The following is a 16,889-nucleotide window of genomic DNA, read 5'->3' as shown; positions in this document are numbered from 1 at the left end:
GGCCCCGCTGACGGTGTCAGCCAGTAGCGTTGATCCATGGTCAACTATCGCTATCTCGGCAACAGCGGTCTCAAGGTCTCGGAGATCACCTACGGCAACTGGGTCACCCACGCCTCGCAGGTCGGCGACGACGCCGCCGTCAAGACCGTCCACGCCGCCCTCGACGCCGGAATCACCACCTTCGACACCGCCGACACGTACGCCAACACGGCGGCGGAGGTCGTGCTCGGCAAGGCCCTGGAGGGGCAGCGCCGCGAAGGCCTGGAGATCTTCACGAAGGTCTACTTCCCGACCGGTCCGAAGGGGCCGAACGACACCGGCCTGAGCCGCAAGCACATCTTCGAATCGATCAACGGTTCGCTCGCGCGCCTCGGCACCGACTACGTCGATCTGTACCAGGCACACCGCTTCGACTACGAGACCCCGCTGGAGGAGACGTTCCAGGCCTTCGCCGACGTCGTCCGCCAGGGCAAGGCGCTCTACATCGGCGTCTCGGAGTGGACTGCGGAGCAGCTGCGCGAAGGGCACGCCCTCGCGAAGCAGCTCGGCATCCAGCTCATCTCGAACCAGCCCCAGTACTCGATGCTGTGGCGTGTGATCGAGGGCAAGGTCGTCCCGGCGTCCGAAGAGCTCGGCATCTCGCAGATCGTCTGGTCGCCGATGGCGCAGGGCGTGCTCAGTGGCAAGTACCTGCCGGGTCAGCCGGTGCCGGAGGGCTCGCGCGCCACCGACCCGCACAGCGGCGCCGACTTCATCAAGAGCTTCCTGCAGGACGACATCCTCACCGCCGTCCAGCGCCTGAAGCCGATCGCCGAACAGGCCGGCCTGTCGATGCCGCAGCTCGCGATCGCGTGGGTGCTGCAGAACCCGAACGTGGCCGCGGCGCTGGTCGGGGCCTCTCGTCCGGAGCAGCTCGCCGAGACCGTCAAGGCCTCGGGCGTCAAGCTCGACGCCGACACGATGGCGGCGATCGACGCGGCCCTCGGCGACACGGTCAACCGCGACGCCGAGAACACCTACTCGGTGTCGCCGAAGTCGCGCCTGGTCTGAGTGCCCTGATCTGACGCCGAGACCCATCGGTAACGTCGAGACCCACCCCCGCTGACGTACGCGCGGGTGGGTCTCGACGTTGGGCGTGGGTCTCGGCGACGGTCATTCCTTGACCGCACCCGCGGTCAGGCCCTGCACGATCCAGCGACTCGCGAGGGCGAACATCGCCATGGTCGGCAGGATCGTGAGGACCGCGGCGGCGCTCATCGAACCCCAGTCGATGTTGAAGGTGGAGATGAAGCCGTTCAGCGCCGACGGCACGGTGCGGTTCGCGTCGGTGTTCATGAGCACGACCGACAGGAACAGCTCGTTCCAGCAATTGACGAAGTTGAAGATGAACGCCGCGATGATGCCGGGGGTCATCACCGGGACGAGCACCCGGAACAGAGCGCCGAGGCGTGAGCATCCGTCGATCATCGCCGCCTCTTCGAGCGCGTCCGGCACGTTCTCGAAGAAGCCGCGGAGCATGACGGTCGAGAACGGGATGCAGATCGCGATGTAGACGAGGATCAGGCCGGGTTTGGTGTCGACCAGTCCCAGGTCGGTCATCATCGAATACAGCGGGCCGAGCGCGATGAACGCCGGAATCATCTGCGTGAGCAGGAACGCGATCAGGATCGTCCCCTTGCCGCGGAACTCGAACCGGGCCAGCACGTAGGCGCTCAACAGGGCGATGAGGGTGGCCACGGCACCGCCGACGACCGCGACCAGGGCGGAGTTGCCGAGGAAGACGCCGAACGAGCTCTTCTGGAAGAGGCTGATGTAGTTCTCGAGCGACGGCTCGCTCGGCCAGTACTCGATCGGGAACCGGTTGATCGTCCCCGGCGACTTGATCGACGTCAGCGCGATCCAGTACAGCGGGAACAGCGTGATCACGAGCCAGAGGCCGAGGCCCACGACGCGGATGACACCGCCGACCGTGACACGCGGCTTCGGTCGCGGGGCGGATGCCGGATCGGGGACGGTGATGCGCCGGGTCTCGGTGATCGAGGAACCTGTCCGCGAGGCGTCTGTCATGGTCATCGCTGCACTCTCCGCATCGCCATCAGGTAGAACGCGCAGAACACGAACAGGACCGCCATCACGATGAGGCCGATCGCGCTCGCGAAGCCGTAGTTGCCCTGCTGGGTGTAGTTGATCATCCAGGTCGTGATGATGTGCGTCTGGTTGGCGGGTCCGCCGTTGGTCATCGCGTAGATGATGTCGGGGAAGTTGAAGATCCAGATCACCCGCAGCAGGATCGTCAGCAGCAGCGTCATCGAGATGTACGGGATGATGATCGAGAACAGCTGCCGGAACTTGCCCGCGCCGTCGAGGCTCGCCGCCTCCAGCATCTCGTCGGGCACCGACTGCAGCGCCGCGAGGATCATGATCGCGAAGAACGTCACGCCGTACCAGACGTTGGCGACGATCACCGCGAACATCGCGAGCTTCGGATCAGCCAACCAGGGGAGCGGGGCGTCGATCAGCCCCGCCTTCATGAGCAGGTCGTTGACCACGCCGAACTCCGCGTTGAACATCCAGCGGAACAGCATGCCGATCAGGAAGCCCGACACCGCCCACGGGAAGAACACGAGCGCCTGGTAGAGGCCGCGGAAGCGGAACCTCTTGCGCAGGGCCAGGGCGATCAGGAATCCGATCACGAGCTGCGGCACGAGCGAGCCGACGACCCAGAGCACGGAGTTCCACGCCACGGTCGGGAAGGCAGGATCCCGGAACACCGCGAGGAAGTTGTCGAAGCCGACGAACGGCGTCGAGGTGAGGTCCCACAGGTTCCAGTCGTGGAAGGCCATGCGCGCGCCCTGCAGCATCGGCCAGTAGGTGAACCAGCAGACGAAGACGATCGCCGGCGCGAGGAAGGCCAGCAGCGTCCACGCCTGGCGGCCGCGGAACGGGCGTCGGCGGGATGCCGGGGAGGCCCCGGCGGCGGTCTGCTGCGAAGCAGTGCCGACGGAGCCTCCCTTCTGAGCGGTGCGGGCCACAGGTCAGCCCTTTTCCGCGGCGTACTTCTCGGTCCAGAACGCATCCCACGAGGCCAGCAGGTCGCTGGTCGACATGTTGCCCAGCAGCACGTTCTGCACGTCCTGGTCGGACTTCTGGATCCACTCGGTCCACCAGCTGACCCCGCGCGGCTGGCGCACGTTGACGTAGGTCTCCGGGTCTTCGGTCATGGTGACGTAGCTGGTCCACGGGCCGGACGAGTAGAACTCGTCGTCGGCGGCGGCCGTGATGATCGGCACCAGGCTGTTGGCCTGTGCGAACTCGGTGGCGGGCTCGGCGGACGACAGGAACTCGACGAGCTTGACGGCCGCCTCCTTGTTCTCGCTGTTCTCGGCGACGCCCCAGCCCGCGACGGCGAGTGGCTGCGCGGCCTTGCCCGAGGGGCCGACGAGCAGGGGAGCGGTGTCCCACTGGTCCTCGGTCAGCGAGGAGTCCTGCACGGTCGCGATGACCTCGGGGTCCTGCAGCAGGAACGCCGTGGTGCCGTTCGTGAAGCCGGCGACCATCTCGGGGTAGCCCCACGAGACCGCGGAGGGCGGGGAGGCTTCCTTGAACAGATCGAAGTAGTCGTCGACGGCGTCCTGTGCCTCGGGTGCGGCGAAGATCGTCGAGCCGTCCTCCATCAGGAACGCGTCGTCGACGTCGAGTCCGTCGATCGTGTACGCCTCGATCGCCGCGACCACGTTGCTGTTGGCGTTCTGACCGCCGCGGAAGGCGTAGCCGTAGATGTTGTTCGACGGGTCCTGGATCGTGCTCGCCTGCTCCAGAAGGTCCTTCCAGCTGTGCGGCGGACCGTCGAAGCCTGCGTCCTTCACCAGGTCGGTGCGGTAGAACAGCGACAGCCCGTAGAAGCCGTAGGGCACGAAGTAGCTCTTGCCGTCGGCGGCGACCGAAGCGGACTGGGCGTTGTCGGTCAGCGCGTCCCAGCCGTCCCACTTCTCGAGGTTGGGGCCCAGGTCGTAGAGCCAGCCGTTGTTCGCGAACGGCCCGACCGTGATGTCACGCACCTCCAGCACGTCGACGCCCTTGCCGGACTGCAGCATCTGCTGGATCTTCGCGTCGGCCTGCTCGGTGGGAGGCGAGACGAGGTTGACCGTTATCTTCGGGTTCGCCTTCTCGAAGTCGTCGAGCAGCCCGCGCAGGAGCTCGGTGCGGGCGGGGTTGGTCAGGCTCTCGACCATCTGCAGGGTGACGGTGCCGTCGGTGGACGGGCCGGAGCTTGCGGAACAGCCGGTGAGAGCGAGGACGGCGACGGTGCCGAATCCCGCTGCGGTCGTCAAGATCTTGTTCTTCACGATGTGCCTCTCGGTGGGGTGGGGGTGGGTGTTGCGGTCGGGTGGGTGTTGCGGTCGGGTGGGTGTTGCGGTCAGGGGACGATGAGGGAGTCGGCGGGACGGATGCCGGCCCGGCTCAGGATCTGCGGCACGCAGCGCTCGACGAAGGTCTCGTAGTCGGCGGCCTCGTTGTAGAGGTGGGCCGAGAGCCGGAAGTAGCCGACCCCGCGGAAGCTCGTGAACGCCGTCTCGACGCCGACCTCGTCGAGCAGGTCCATCCGCAGGGCGTCGGCGTCTTCGCGGGTCGCGCCGAGCCCGAGCGGAAGGCGCACCAGCCGCATCGACGGCACGGGTGAGGGGAGCGGGGTGAGCGGGTCCTCGTCGCCGTACGGGCGCAGGGCTTCGGCGATCAGCTCGGCCCCGGCATCCGCGATCTCGGCCATAGCCGTGCGGGCCGAGGCCCAGCCGAACTCGCTCTCGATGAAGTCGATCGCGGTCGGGGTGGCCAGGTACGTGGTGGCGTCGATCGTTCCCTGCGTGTCGAAACGGGAGGGGTACGCCTCCCGCGCGGCCCACGAGTCGATGAGCGGCCAGAGCTCGTCGCGGTCGGCGGCGGAGGTCACCAGCAGGGCGGAGCCGCGCGGGGCGCACGGCCATTTGTGCATGTTCCCGAACCACCAGTCGCCACCCGCGACGGTAGCCGCATCCGCGATGAGGCCGGGGGCGTGGGCGCCGTCGACGAGCGTGCGCACGCCGCGCTCGGCTGCCGCATCGGCGATGCGTCGGGTGGGCAGCACGCGGGCGGTCGGGGAGGTGATCTGGTCGACCACGATCAGACGCGTGCGGGGGGTGAGCTCATCGGCGAAGAGCTGAACGATCTCGTCGTCGGAGGAGAGCAGCGGCAGGGCGACGGTGCGCACGCGCGCCCCGAACCGACGGGCGAGGCGCTCGGCTCCCATGGTGATGGCGCCGTAGCCCTGGTCGGTCACCAGGATCTCGTCGCCGGCTTCGAGCTGCAGGGCGTTGTAGACGACGGTCGCGGCGGCCGAGGCGTTGGGTACGAAGGCGCTGTCCTCGGCGCGCGCGCCCACGAACGGGGCGGTGCGCTCGCGGGCCGCCCGCACGCGCTCGGCGATGCGCGGGAACCACTCGACGGGGCTGAGGTCCGCGCGGCGGCGCAGGGCGTCCTGGTGCTCGACGACGACGGACGGGACCGCGCCGAAGGATCCGTGATTGAGGTGGATCACCGCCGGGTCGAGGGGCCAGGCGTCGCGCGCTCGCATGCCGGAGTTCAGCGTGAGCGGTGCGGGGAACAGCGGTGTGGGCATCAGTCCTCATCGATGAGTCGGGCGAGTTGTTGCACAACTTTGCCACATGCCGTGGAAAACTGCCATGAAAAGGTGAAGATGAAACATAGTTGTCATACGAGTTTCCTGCGAAGGGGAGTTCCGACAGACTTCACGAGGGGTGGGGGAGTGTCAGAGAGGATGACGATGAGCGCACTCGACACGGCGTTGCACGGGCTGCGGGCGCTGATCGCCGACGGTGCGCTGCGGCCCGGAGACCGACTGCCGAGCGAAGGCGAGCTCTGCGAACGTCTCGGCGTCTCCCGCGGGTCTCTCCGCGAAGCGATCCGGATGCTGGCCGCCCTCGGCGTGCTCGACACCCGTCACGGCTCGGGCAGCTACGTCAGCGAGCTGCGCGCGGCCGACCTGATCGGCAGTCTGTCGCTCACGGTCGGGCTGCTGCCGATGGCGGGCGTGCTCGAACTGACCGAACTCCGCCGCGTGCTCGAACCGCATGCGGCCGCGCTCGCCGCCGCCCGCATCGACGACGAGACCGTGGAGGCCCTGGACCGCGTGCTCGACGAGATCGAGGCGACCACCGACTTCGAGGCGCAGTCGCGGCTCGACCACGAGTTCCACATGGCGATCTCCGGCGTCGCGGGGAACGAAGCGCTGACCAGCCTGATCGACGTGCTGCGATCGCGGTCGCGGGCGTATCGCATCTCCGACCCCGAGGATGCGGCCGAGCTCAAGGTGCATTCCGATGCCGGGCACCGCGCGATCCTGCGCGGCCTGGCGGCGGCGGACCCGGTCGCCGCGAGTGCCGCGGCCTCCGCCCACGTCGCGTACACCGAGTACTGGGTGCGGCGGTACTCGGGGCTCGAGGACTGACGCGCGTCCTGCGGGCCGGTCAGCCGAGGGTGATGTCGACCTGGATCTCGGCGGCGATGCGTTCGAGGTCGGTGCGCAGCGCGTCGAGGTCGACGGAGGCGGGGACCTTCGCGGTGACCGATGCTTCGAACAGACGCCCTCCGGCCATCGCGGCATCTCGAGTCTCGGTGGCGAGCTCCTCGATGCTCAGGGCGTGCGCACTCAGCACGCCGGAGACCTCGCGCACGATGCCGGGGCGGTCGTTGCCGAGCACCTGGATCTCGAGCAGCTGATCGTCGTCGGCAGCCGCATCCGGAGTGCCGGTGAGCACGGCGAGCGTGAGGAGTCCCTGACCCTGCAGGCCGCGCAGCGCGGACGACAGCTCGGCCTCCCGGTCATCCGCGACCGAGACCTCGATCACGCCGGCGAACGTGCCGGCGAGCTCGGCCAGTGAGCTGTTCTCCCAGTTGCCGCCGTGCGCATCCACGACATCGGCGACGGCGGCCACGAGGCCAGGACGGTCTGCACCCGCGACGGTGAGGATCAGAGTAGTCATGCGGCCAGCGTACGGGGAGTATTGGCAGAGTTGGCGATTGCTTCTGTCTGCCCGTTCGATACTGTCGACGCATGTTCGATGTGCATTCGGAGCGTCTCCAGACCCTTAGGGTACGGAAGAGCGCAATGAGACTCTCGTGCCCGTCGGCGGCGGGCTGCACCGCGCGGCTCGGTGCGTACGCCTTCACGACCAACCTTTGCTGCCCTCCAGAGGACTGAGACCATGGTGGGAAGGGGCGGTGGGGCTGCGACGGCGTATGGGATTGGGTACCAGCACCTTGCCGTACTGGAAGAGGTCATCGGTCTCTTGGAGCAGGGCGAGCGTGACTGGACCTTGTCCCTCGAGAGTGCGGACGACGACATCGTCGACTACGCGTTTCGCAAGGAGGGCAGGTTCGTTCGGGTCGTTCAAGCGAAGTCGAGCGTCTCTGGCTCTGCAGGTCGCCGAGTAACCGTCGCCGAAGCGCTTCGGGTGTTCGAACGAATGGTCCAAGGAGAGCCCTCCACCACATTCACTTTTCGCACTAACCGCCCGGTCGCATCAGCATTGCTGCAACTCGGGGCTGCACTGGACGCTGCCCGTCAGCAGCTTCTGGGTGGGACGGACGTCATGCGAGAGATACAGGGTGCTCTCGAGGCTGCGGGCGCCGTTCTCAACGTCGAAAGCACGAGCGAGGTTCTCGGGCGCATCGCGCGATGCGAAGTCGTGGTCGATGCCTGGCAACTCCCCGATGCGTTCGAGTTTCTCGCCGCTCGTATTCGTGCGCTCCGCCAGTCCTTCGGTTGGGGAACCGGCCGGGAGTCGTCCGAGATCCTCGTCTACAGCGTGGCGATGAGGCTGCTCGAGCGTTCTGCGACCACCCCAGGTTGTGAGATTCCCGCCGAACAGATCGAGCGGATGCTCTATCCCGCCGATCATGTCGTGGCGCAGGCTAGAGGCGCGTATGACTGGGGTGTTGTGGCTGGACCCATCCCCAACATCGAAGCAATACCCCGTGTCGAAGCTCGCGCTTTCCTGGACGAGGCTCTGCGAGGAATGCCTACGAGGCAGCCGCGACGAGCGGTTCTGACAGGCTTCTCGGGGGCGGGAAAATCGACTATCGCTGCCTCCTTCGCTAGAGATCGCGCTGCGTCATACGACCACATCCTGTGGATCGACGCTCACGATCTGAGCACGATTCGACAGTCGGTCCGGCGAATCCTCGGCGAGTCAGAGCAGGCCGAGGGGATCGGCGACGAGAGAACGGACGGCGCTGAGCTCGCGGCATCCTTCCGAGACCTCTTCGCTGCCAGTTCGGACACTTGGCTGCTGGTGTTCGACAATGCGGCCTCGGCGAAGGAAGTTCAGCCGTGGCGTCCTCTGGTCGGACACGTGGATATCGTCGCGACGTCGACCAACGCCGTTGCGTGGTCCGGGTGGCGGGCGCATGGGGTACCACATCTCGCTCGTACCGATTCCATTGCCTTGTTAGAGATGCGAATGGGGGTTTCGGCGCCGAGCGCCGATTGGCGGAGGAAGGCGAGTCAGCTTTCGGCGGATCTGGATGATTGGCCCCTCACCCTCGATCTAGCTTGCGCGTACCTGAGCGCCTCCGGGCGGGGGATCGAGTTCGCCCCTCAGTACGTGAGTCTCTTGATGAGCAAGATCATCGATGAAGAGGTGCTGATGCCGGAGGGATACAAGACTCACAGCACGCTCCTCCGCGCCGTTGTGGTTGCCCTCGAGGGTCTGGAGTCGAGAGCGAAGTCATCGCCCGGTCCGGGAAGCCGGCGGCACGGCGTGGCGAGCGCGACCATGGAAACGATGGCCTATCTCCCAGGGCGAAGCGCCCATGCGAACCTCGCAGTGACCGCAGCTGTCGATCTGCTGGACGAGGAGCTTCAGGACGATCCAGACGCCGTGGTGGACGCGGTCGCCTTCGCTTTGGCCGAGTTCTCGCTTGCCTCTCGGAGGATGGATGCACAATCGCGATCTCTGCAGAGCACCTTCCGAGTCAACGAAGTCGTGCTCCATGTGGTCCGTGCGCGGCACTCGGTGCGCAGACGCGCTGAGGTGCTCCGCAGCGTCATCGAGTCTGCATACGGGCACGTCACTCGCGCGATCGACGAGCGGGCTCGGGCGGATGCAGAACTTGTCGCGCCTTCAGCGACATCTGCGCTGAGATGGCTCCTGGAATCGGGCTATGCGTCGATGTATGGCACGCTCCTCGCGGGAAATCTGGCGGTGCTGTGGAGCGCGCTGAATCAGCCCGAGATTAGCCTCGAGTACTTCGAGCTCGAGCTTCACGTGTTGAACACGCTGGGTCAGCACGCGCCCGTACTGCGAGCGAAGATTCACGCTGCCATTGCGTCTAACTTGGCGACGCTGGAACGACCGACTCCGGAGATTCTCGACGCCGTATCGAAATGCGTGCTGATGCTCGATCAGTGGCCCGTCGATGACGCCGAGTCGGATCGCACAGCGGTCTTGTATCAGCTCGAGACCGTGCTCAATCTCCTCAGGCGAAATCCGCGGGAGGATCCTTCGCACAGGACACTGATCGACGTCGCCTACAGCGCCTTAGAACGGCAGCTCTCCCGCGCCGGCCACCCTGCGTTCGAGGACATCAGGGCCGCGCGCGAGCTTCTCGATCTTGCTGAGCGGGACGGCGACGCGCTCGTGCGTATCGAGAGAGTCATCGCGGACTCGACGGCGCCCGACTTTCTCAGGCGTGCTGCGTTGGCGCTGCGTGTGGAAACCCTCGTCTATCTCGGACGCTTCGAAGCTGCGACGCGTGCGGTGGAAGAAACGAGGAGCGCTGCTGACGGCGCCTTCGGGATCGAGGAAGTCGCCGACGTCCTGATTAATGCCTGGTTGGCGGTACTGACACATCGGTTTCTCGGAGACGTGCCGTTTCACCATGACCTAGTCGGCAGCCTGTATCAGGCCTTTGCCGACATCGAGCTATCGCAGAGGCAGAGCCAGTCTCGCCTGGACGTCTGTCGCTTGGCTACCGCAGTTCATGAGGGCGACATCGACGACGAGATGTTGGCCGCGCTCGAAGGACTGAGTGGGAATCGTGTTTCCGGCGGCCGTGGTGTGCGATCCGACCGCCCACTATGGACACTCATCGAGGCTTGCGGCAGGTTAGTGGCCCTGCGCCGTAGGCATCGGAATGCTCGCGTCGTTCCGGGGCAAGGGTGGGCGCTCGTGCGGCTGCCTTTCCAACTTCGTGCGTTGCGCGTGTTCATCAGCAAAGAACAGGCGCAACAGTTCCGGGGAGCCTCGAAAAGGCTGGAAGGATCGTGGCTGCTCGAGGACGATGCTGTTCTTCTTCGCGTCGACTGCGAGCCTGCCGTGCTCGTAGTCTTTCCGCGCTTGGAATCGGGGTGGCTTGGCATCGACGAGGCGGTCGTCAAAAAATCGCCGGCTCCCGCAACCCGGCGACTTGAGCAAATACTCCACTCACCTCAGCATGCCGAGACAGTTCGCTTCGTCCTCGTCGCACCGGAGTCTGATGAGGATTCCCCAGTGATTGTGACGGTGAGCAGACCCGTGCAGTAGGGCTCTGCGGCCAGCGTAGCCCGCAGCCCTCAGTCCCCCCAGACCCCGGACTCCAGGAACGTATCGAGGCGCGCGCGGTGCGGGGCGAGGTCCCAGCCTTGGGCGGCGACCCACTCGTCGGAGTAGTAGGTGCCGGCGTAGCGGACGCCGCTGTCGCAGATCAGGGTCACGACACTGCCGGTCTCGCCCTCGGCCCGCATCCGGGCGATGAGCTGGAACGCACCGTAGAGGTTGGTGCCGGTCGAGCCGCCGGCCCAGTGCAGGGTGCGCTCGCGCAGCAGGCGGATTGCGGCGATCGACCCGGCATCCGGCACCTGGATCATCTCGTCGATCACGGTCGGCACGAACGAGGCCTCGACCCGGGGGCGGCCGATGCCCTCGATGCGGCTCGGGCGCCCGGCCGGCGGATCCACGGTCCCTGCCCAGCCGTCGTAGAAGGCCGAGCCCTCGGGGTCGACGACCGCGACCTTCGTGTCATGTCGGCGATACTTCACGTACCGGCCGAACGTGGCACTCGTGCCGCCGGTTCCGGCACCCGTGACGATCCAGGTGGGGATCGGATGCCGCTCCTGAGCGAGCTGGCTGAACACGCTCTCGGCGATGTTGTTGTTGCCGCGCCAGTCGGTCGCGCGCTCGGCGAACGTGAACTGGTCGAGGTAGTGGCCGGTGCAGTCGGAGGCCAGACGTTGGGCCTCGGGCGACATGTCCTCCGCACGGTCGACGAAGTGGCACGTGCCGCCGTAGAACTCGATGAGGTCGATCTTCTCCTGCACGGTCGAACGGGGCACGACCGTGATGAACGGCAACCCGAGCATGCGGGCGAAGTACGCCTCGGACACGGCGGTCGATCCGCTCGACGACTCGACGAGCGTGGTGTCTTCGCGGATGCGTCCGTTGACCAGGCCGTAGAGGATCAGCGAACGCGCGAGGCGGTGTTTGAGGGAGCCCGTCGGGTGCACGGACTCGTCCTTGAGGTACAGGTCGATGCCCCACTCGGGCGGCAGCGGGAAGAGGTGCAGGTGCGTGTCGGCGCTGCGGTTGGCATCGGCTTCCAGCAGGGCGATCGCGGTGCTGGTCCAGTCGCTCATGCCCTCGACACTACCTGCCACTCGGCCGGGCGCCCTGGTCGATCACGCGGCGGCGGGACGCTCGGGGCCGAGGTGGGTGGAGGTCGGCTCGCCTGCCGCATCGCCCTTGAGCTCGATGAGGATGGTGTGCGTCGGCGTCGTTCCGGTGTTCTCGCCGGAATGACGCTGCGCGGGCAACCACACGGCCTGTCCCGCGGCGAGGACGGTGTCGAAGGAGCGGTCGCCCAGGCTGAGGCGGCGGGAGAAGCCGCTGAGGGTGACCAGAACACTGTTCGGATGATCGTGCGGCGTCGTCTTGTCGCCGGGCTCATCGGTGTAGTCGAGCACGCGGACGTGCTCGTTCTCCCAGAGCGTGCGGTAGTGGTCGGGGTCGGTGAGGGTGGGATCGTCGGTGATCATGCGGTGAAGGTACACCCGGCGCGGTACCGTCGACAGGGTCTCCTCAGCCGACCGTTCCGGCCGGGGAGGCCCCGCCGTCGCCGTCGACGTGCAGGAGCGATGCCTGAGACTGCTCCTGCTGCAACTGGAACTCGAAACGCGAACGGTCGCCGCGGTGATACGCGATGAAGTACTCGATGGGCGTGCCGTCGGCGCTGCGGCTGACGCTGCGTAGACGCAGCAGTGCCGAACCGGCGCTCACGCCCAGGTGCTGAGCCTGCTCGTGCGTGGCCACGGTCGCCTCCGCCGAGCGCACACCGTGCGTCGCGACGATGTCGTTGTCGGCGAGCAGTCGATAGAGCGATCCCTCGGAGAGGTCGGCGCCGAGGGTGACGGATCCGACGGCCTCCGGCATCCAGGTCGTCGAGAGCGACCACGGTTCGCCGTCGACGTGGCGCAGACGCTCGAGCACGACGACCGGGGATCCGACCGGCATCTCCAGGGCGAGTGCGACCTCCTCGTCAGCCGTCGTCTGCTCGTGCCGCAGTACGTCGCTGTGCACATGTCCGCCGCGGCGCTCGACGTCGTCGTACAGACCGACGAGCGTGTGCACCAGGCTCTCGCTGGTGCGGGGGCGGGAGACGAACGTGCCCTTGCCCTTCACCCGTTCGACGAGCCCCTCGTGCTCCAGCTGGGCGAGCGCCTGGCGCACGACGGTGCGCGAGATGCCGTAGCGCTCGCACAGGCGGTGCTCGCCGGGCAGCGGGTCGCCGGGCTGCAGACCGTCGCGGGCGATGCCGTCGATGATCAGCTGGCGCAGCTGGTCGTACATGGGCGCGGCGGAGTGCCGGTCGATCGCGTCGTCGACGATGGCCATCAGTACGCCACCCCCGCGTGCAGGATCACGTTCGCGTAGGGGGTGAACTCGCCGGACCGCACGAACGCCCGTGCGCCGTGACTGAGCTTCTTGAACTCCACATGCGGCACGAGGTCGATCTCGAACCCCATGCCGGCGAACCGCTCGCGCAGTGCGGCCAGCACCTTCGGGCTCTTCTCGGCGACCTCGGTCGAGACCGTCGCCCCCTCGACCACCAGCTCGGCGAGCACGGTGTCGAGCACGTCGAGGAAGGCCGGAGCCCCCGGGCGATACGCCAGGTCGATGCGCTCGGATCCCGGGGGGATGGGCAGGCCTGCGTCGGTGACGACGATCAGATCGGTGTGCCCGGTCTCGCTGATCACGCGGGACAGCGCGGGATTGATCGTGGTGGCCGTCTTGCGCATGTGTCTCCTCGGTTCTCCGGATGCTCGGTTCGCAGGTTCAGCTCGCGACGGGTGCGGGGGCGTGCGCTGAGCTGCGCTCCGCCAGGAACGCGTCGACATCGGCGCGGTGGGGGAGGCTCGGCGATGCCCCCTGCTTCGTGACCGCCAGCGCGCCGGCCGCGGTGGCCAGGCGCACGGCATCCGCCAGGGTGCTGCCGCTCGCGAGCGCCGCGCCGAGATAGCCGGCGTAGGCGTCGCCCGCGGCGGTCGTGTCGACCGCATCCACGGGGAACGGCGGGATCACGGATGCGCCCTCGGCCGTCACGACGCACGAGCCCTGGCCCGCGAGGGTGATCACGGCGGCGCCGACCCCCTGGGCGAGGAACCAGCGTCCGGCCTGCTCGGCCGACGCGGCATCCGTCACCTCGATACCGCTGATCAGCGTCGCCTCGGTCTCGTTGGGGGTGACGATGTCGATGCTCCGCCAGATCTCGGCGTCGAGCTCGGCGGCCGGGGCGGGATCGAGGATCACGGTCATGCCGTGCTCGCGACCGCGCGCGGTGATGTGGGCGGTGAGCGCGGAGGGCGTCTCGAGCTGGGTGAGCAGCACCGAGGTCGTGGGGGCGAGGGCTGCGAGCGCCTCGTCGATCTGCGCGGCGCTGAGGGCGGCATTGGCGAGCGGAACCATGACGATGTCGTTCTGCGCCGACGAGTCGACGCGGATGTGCGCCACGCCTGTCGGGCCGGGGACCGTGCGCAGGTGCGCGAGGTCGACTCCGGCCGCGGTCAGCCCGTCGACGACCAGGTCGTGGAACAGGTCGTCTCCGACGCAGCCGACGAAGCTCGTGCGCGCACCGGAGCGCCCGGCGGCGACAGCCTGGTTCGCGCCCTTGCCGCCCAGCATGAGCGTGAACTCGTCCCCGAGAATCGTCTCGCCCCTGGCGGGCAGACGCCCGGAGAAGGTGGTCACATCGGCCGTGACGCTGCCGACGATGACGACGCCGGTACGGTCCTCGGGGTGTGCGGGGGTCATCTCGCTCCTGATCTTCCTCGACGGCAGGCGTAGCCGACGCTTTGACAGACCGCGGTGGCTGTCATTACATTAGCCGAAACCGCACCTGTAACGACAGGTTGTCCGCGAGGAGACCCTGATGAACCCGATCGCGCCACGCCTGTACGTCGACAGCGCCGACGTCGACTGTGTCTCCCGACTGCTCGCCGCCGGCGTGGTGCACGGTGTCACCACCAACCCGACCATCCTCGAACGGGGAGGCCGCACCGCCGCCGAGATCCCCGAGCTCTACGCCCGGTGGGAGTCGGAGGGGGCGCGCGAGATCTTCTTCCAGACCTGGGGCGGCGACGCCGCGTCCTTCCTCCGCAATGCCGAGGGCATCCGCGCACTGGGCGACCGCGTGGCCGTGAAGGTCCCGGCCACGGCGGCGGGCTTCGCCGCCGCATCCGCTCTCGTGCGCGACGGCGCCACCGTGCTGGTCACCGCCGTGTACTCGGTCGCGCAGGCCCTCGCGTGCGCCTCGATCGGTGCGCAGTACATCGCTCCATACCTCGGACGGATGCGCGACGCGGGCCTCGACGGCGACGCGACGATCGCCCGCATGCAGGAGGTGTGCGCGGGGAGCGACTCGAACGTGCTCGCCGCATCGCTGCGCTCGCCGGACGACATCACCGGTCTGCGCCTTGCAGGAGTGCCGTACTTCACCGCTGCGCCGGACGTGCTCGACCGGGTGCTCTTCCATGAGGTGAGCGACAGCTCGGCCGCCGAGTTCGACGCCGCGATGGTGCGCCTGGGGGCGTGAGCGCGGTCTGCTGAAGTCCGCAGGCGGGTCAGCTCGCCGCGGCCTGGCGCAGCCAGCGCTCCACGCCCGCGATATGCGCGGTGGCGAGCGAGGTCGCGAGGGCGGAGTCGTGCTGGGCGATCGCGTCGGCGATGGCCCGGTGCTCGGACAGGGTGCGCTCGACCGCGCCGCCCTCGGTGAGGCCGCGCCACACGCGGGCGCGCACGGTCTGGCTGCTCAGATGCTCGATCAGACTCGCGAGGTACGCGTTGCCGGACATCGCGACGATCTCGCGATGGAACCGGATGTCGTGGTCGACCAGAGACTCGATGGTCACGGCCGCGTCGACCGAATCGACCTCGTCCTGCAGCTCGGCGATCTGCTCCTCCGTGCCGAGGGTGGCCGCCAGCCCTGTCGCCTGCGACTCCAGCATGCGGCGCACCGCGAAGATCTCGAGCATCGAGTCGTCGTCGTGCATGTCGACGACGAACGCGATCGCCTCCAGCAGCAGATGCGGTTCGAGGCTCGTCACGTAGGTGCCGTCGCCGCGTCGCACGTCGAGGACCCGGATGACCTCCAGCGCCTTGACCGCCTCGCGCATCGAGCTGCGGGAGAGGCCGAGCCGCTCGGACAGCTCCTTCTCGGGGGGAAGGCGATCGCCGGGGGCGAGCTCGCCCGCCACGATCATCGCCTTGATCTTCTCGATCGCCTCGTCGGTGACTGCCATGGCGTCATCCTAGCGATTGATCGGATGTCTCCGGCAGGATGGAGCCATGCGCGTTCTCGATTCACACCTGCACCTCTGGGATCCGGAGGTGCTGACCTACACCTGGCTCGAGGGGCCGCTGGCGTACCGGTTCGCCGACCGGGAGCTGGGGCTCGCCCGCCTGTCCGCCGCGCACCCGGAGAAATCGGTGTTCGTGCAGGCGGAGACCATCGAAGACGACTTCCTCGACGAGGTACAGTGGGTCGCGGGGCTGGCGCCTGCGCTCGGCATCGTCGGGATCGTCGCCGGCATCCGTCTCGACCGGGGAACCGACACGGTCGCGCACCTGGAGGGGCTCATGGCCGAGCCCCTCGTCGTCGGAGTGCGGCACAACCTGCAGGGCGAGCCGGACGGACTGGCCGTCTCGGCCGCGTTCGTGACCGGCGCGCGTGAGGTCGCCGCGCGCGATCTGACCTTCGACGCGTGCGTGCGCGCCGATCAGCTCCCGGAGATCGCCCGTTTCGCCGGTGCGATCCCGGAGCTGCGGATCGTGCTCGACCATCTCGGCAAGCCCGCCGTCGGCACGGCGGCCTCGCCGCTCCCGCCGTCGGCGGAGTGGGCTCGCGACCTCGCCGAACTAGCCCGTCATCCGCACACCTTCTGCAAGCTCTCCGGCCTGCCGGGAGAGGCAGGCGGAGACTGGAACGCCGAGCAGCTGGAGCCGTTCCTCGACGTGGCGGCGGATGCCTTCGGGATCGAGCGCCTGATGTGGGGGAGTGACTGGCCGGTCTCGGCCATCGGCCCCGCCGAGCCCGGCGACCCGCACACGCCGGAGGACGGCTCCGCGACGTACCAGCCCACCGCGCGGTCGCGCTGGGCCGACACCGTCGTGGCGTGGGCGGAGTCGCGGGGCCACGACCTCGACGCCCTCCTGTGGGGCAACGCCGAGCGGTTCTATCGCACCGCTCAGCCGCGGCAGAACCCGTCTGATGCTGCTCCGCGATCGGGCCTCCGGGGTTGGCTCCGCGGTCACCGCGGGTGAGCGTCGGTCTCGGTGGTTCCGGTCGCGGCTGCTGCCGTCCGG

Annotated in this window: 16 protein-coding genes; 5 read left to right on the top strand and 11 right to left on the bottom strand. The window is 67.8% G+C overall.

The window, feature by feature from the left end:
* The first annotated feature begins 36 nt into the window (after positions 1-36).
* Complete coding sequence (locus ABDC25_RS16500) at positions 37-1,050, top strand: aldo/keto reductase family protein (RefSeq protein WP_322955214.1); 1,014 nt, start codon at positions 37-39, stop codon at positions 1,048-1,050.
* Between the two features lie 102 nt (positions 1,051-1,152).
* Here the strand turns inward: ABDC25_RS16500 and ABDC25_RS16495 are convergent, their stop codons facing one another.
* The 4 genes from ABDC25_RS16495 to ABDC25_RS16480 all read right to left on the bottom strand — a co-directional run bounded on the left by ABDC25_RS16495 (position 1,153) and on the right by ABDC25_RS16480 (position 5,653).
* Positions 1,153-2,073: a carbohydrate ABC transporter permease gene (locus ABDC25_RS16495; protein ID WP_021198303.1), complete on the bottom strand. Its 921-nt coding sequence runs from the start codon at positions 2,071-2,073 to the stop codon at positions 1,153-1,155.
* Positions 2,070-3,032 carry a sugar ABC transporter permease gene (locus tag ABDC25_RS16490; protein WP_021198304.1) on the bottom strand — a complete coding sequence of 321 codons (963 nt, stop codon included), beginning with the start codon at positions 3,030-3,032 and terminating at the stop codon, positions 2,070-2,072. The genes ABDC25_RS16495 and ABDC25_RS16490 overlap by 4 nt, the downstream gene beginning before the upstream one ends.
* 3 nt (positions 3,033-3,035) lie before the next feature.
* Positions 3,036-4,346 carry a sugar ABC transporter substrate-binding protein gene (locus ABDC25_RS16485; protein WP_036331671.1) on the bottom strand — a complete coding sequence of 437 codons (1,311 nt, stop codon included), beginning with the start codon at positions 4,344-4,346 and terminating at the stop codon, positions 3,036-3,038.
* Positions 4,347-4,417: 71 nt separating this feature from the next.
* Positions 4,418-5,653, bottom strand: coding sequence for an aminotransferase class V-fold PLP-dependent enzyme (locus ABDC25_RS16480; protein ID WP_347123698.1), 1,236 nt, complete (start codon positions 5,651-5,653; stop codon positions 4,418-4,420).
* 165 nt (positions 5,654-5,818) lie between these two features.
* Here ABDC25_RS16480 and ABDC25_RS16475 point away from each other — a divergent pair, with 165 nt between their 5' ends.
* Positions 5,819-6,502, top strand: a complete 684-nt coding sequence (locus tag ABDC25_RS16475; RefSeq protein WP_021198307.1) for an FCD domain-containing protein — start codon at positions 5,819-5,821, stop codon at positions 6,500-6,502.
* A gap of 19 nt (positions 6,503-6,521) precedes the next feature.
* Here ABDC25_RS16475 and ABDC25_RS16470 read toward each other — a convergent pair whose 3' ends face one another.
* A complete protein-coding gene (locus ABDC25_RS16470) occupies positions 6,522-7,037 on the bottom strand; it encodes an ACT domain-containing protein (RefSeq protein ID WP_029258509.1) in 516 nt (171 codons plus the stop codon).
* Positions 7,038-7,343: 306 nt separating this feature from the next.
* On the opposite strand from ABDC25_RS16470, the gene ABDC25_RS16465 reads away from it, so the two are divergent.
* Positions 7,344-10,580, top strand: coding sequence for a hypothetical protein (locus tag ABDC25_RS16465; RefSeq protein ID WP_347123695.1), 3,237 nt, complete (start codon positions 7,344-7,346; stop codon positions 10,578-10,580).
* Between the two features lie 29 nt (positions 10,581-10,609).
* Here the strand turns inward: ABDC25_RS16465 and ABDC25_RS16460 are convergent, their stop codons facing one another.
* Genes ABDC25_RS16460 through ABDC25_RS16440 form a run of 5 tightly spaced genes read right to left on the bottom strand, consistent with a single transcriptional unit; the run spans position 10,610 to position 14,339 of the window.
* Positions 10,610-11,668, bottom strand: coding sequence for a PLP-dependent cysteine synthase family protein (locus tag ABDC25_RS16460; protein ID WP_021198310.1), 1,059 nt, complete (start codon positions 11,666-11,668; stop codon positions 10,610-10,612).
* Between the two features lie 42 nt (positions 11,669-11,710).
* Positions 11,711-12,067, bottom strand: coding sequence for a hypothetical protein (locus ABDC25_RS16455; protein WP_029267801.1), 357 nt, complete (start codon positions 12,065-12,067; stop codon positions 11,711-11,713).
* Positions 12,068-12,110: 43 nt separating this feature from the next.
* Positions 12,111-12,923, bottom strand: a complete 813-nt coding sequence (locus tag ABDC25_RS16450) for a GntR family transcriptional regulator (RefSeq protein ID WP_347123692.1) — start codon at positions 12,921-12,923, stop codon at positions 12,111-12,113.
* On the bottom strand, positions 12,923-13,327 hold the full coding sequence (gene rbsD, locus ABDC25_RS16445; RefSeq protein WP_347123690.1) for a D-ribose pyranase: 405 nt from the start codon (positions 13,325-13,327) through the stop codon (positions 12,923-12,925). Before rbsD ends, ABDC25_RS16450 begins: the two co-directional genes overlap by 1 nt.
* 37 nt (positions 13,328-13,364) lie before the next feature.
* Positions 13,365-14,339 (bottom strand): ribokinase, encoded by a 975-nt coding sequence (locus tag ABDC25_RS16440; protein ID WP_021198314.1) that lies wholly within the window; start codon positions 14,337-14,339, stop codon positions 13,365-13,367.
* 118 nt (positions 14,340-14,457) lie between these two features.
* Here ABDC25_RS16440 and ABDC25_RS16435 point away from each other — a divergent pair, with 118 nt between their 5' ends.
* Positions 14,458-15,120 (top strand): transaldolase family protein, encoded by a 663-nt coding sequence (locus tag ABDC25_RS16435; RefSeq protein WP_347123687.1) that lies wholly within the window; start codon positions 14,458-14,460, stop codon positions 15,118-15,120.
* Between the two features lie 28 nt (positions 15,121-15,148).
* Here the strand turns inward: ABDC25_RS16435 and ABDC25_RS16430 are convergent, their stop codons facing one another.
* Positions 15,149-15,826: a FadR/GntR family transcriptional regulator gene (locus ABDC25_RS16430; protein WP_021198316.1), complete on the bottom strand. Its 678-nt coding sequence runs from the start codon at positions 15,824-15,826 to the stop codon at positions 15,149-15,151.
* Positions 15,827-15,872: 46 nt separating this feature from the next.
* Between ABDC25_RS16430 and ABDC25_RS16425 the strand changes: the two genes are divergently transcribed.
* Positions 15,873-16,847, top strand: coding sequence for an amidohydrolase family protein (locus tag ABDC25_RS16425; RefSeq protein ID WP_347123685.1), 975 nt, complete (start codon positions 15,873-15,875; stop codon positions 16,845-16,847).
* Positions 16,848-16,889: the final 42 nt, after the last annotated feature.

This window comes from Microbacterium sp. SY138, assembly GCF_039729145.1.
In the GTDB taxonomy this organism is placed as follows: Bacteria; Actinomycetota; Actinomycetes; order Actinomycetales; family Microbacteriaceae; genus Microbacterium; species Microbacterium maritypicum_A.
Note: the sequence above shows the minus strand (reverse complement) of the source record. Positions and strands in the feature narration are given on the sequence as shown.